Raw genomic sequence first — 240 nt, forward strand, 5'->3', positions numbered from 1 at the left:
TTCGACAGGCAGGAGGGCGATGTAGTCGTCCCGGGTGAGGGCGACGGGGATCTGAGGCGCGACGCTGGCCAGGGCGGCAAAGGCTTCGTTCGGAGTGAGGTCCTTCTTCGGCATGGCGGGGTGCCGCAGTCCCGGGTGCGGACGGTTCTGCCAGACGGCCACAAGCCACCAGTCCAGCAGGTTCTGCACTTCGGCGAGGGTGAATACCGCCTCGGCGGCCGGGTCCTTGCCCCGCCGGAC

General features: G+C 69.2%; 1 protein-coding gene. It reads right to left on the reverse strand.

The window, feature by feature from the left end:
* On the reverse strand, positions 1-240 hold a 240-nt coding region (locus tag AC3XQU_RS24730), incomplete at both ends, for a hypothetical protein (protein ID WP_489876740.1).

It is taken from the genome of Telluria sp. AZSoR62, assembly GCF_058111565.1.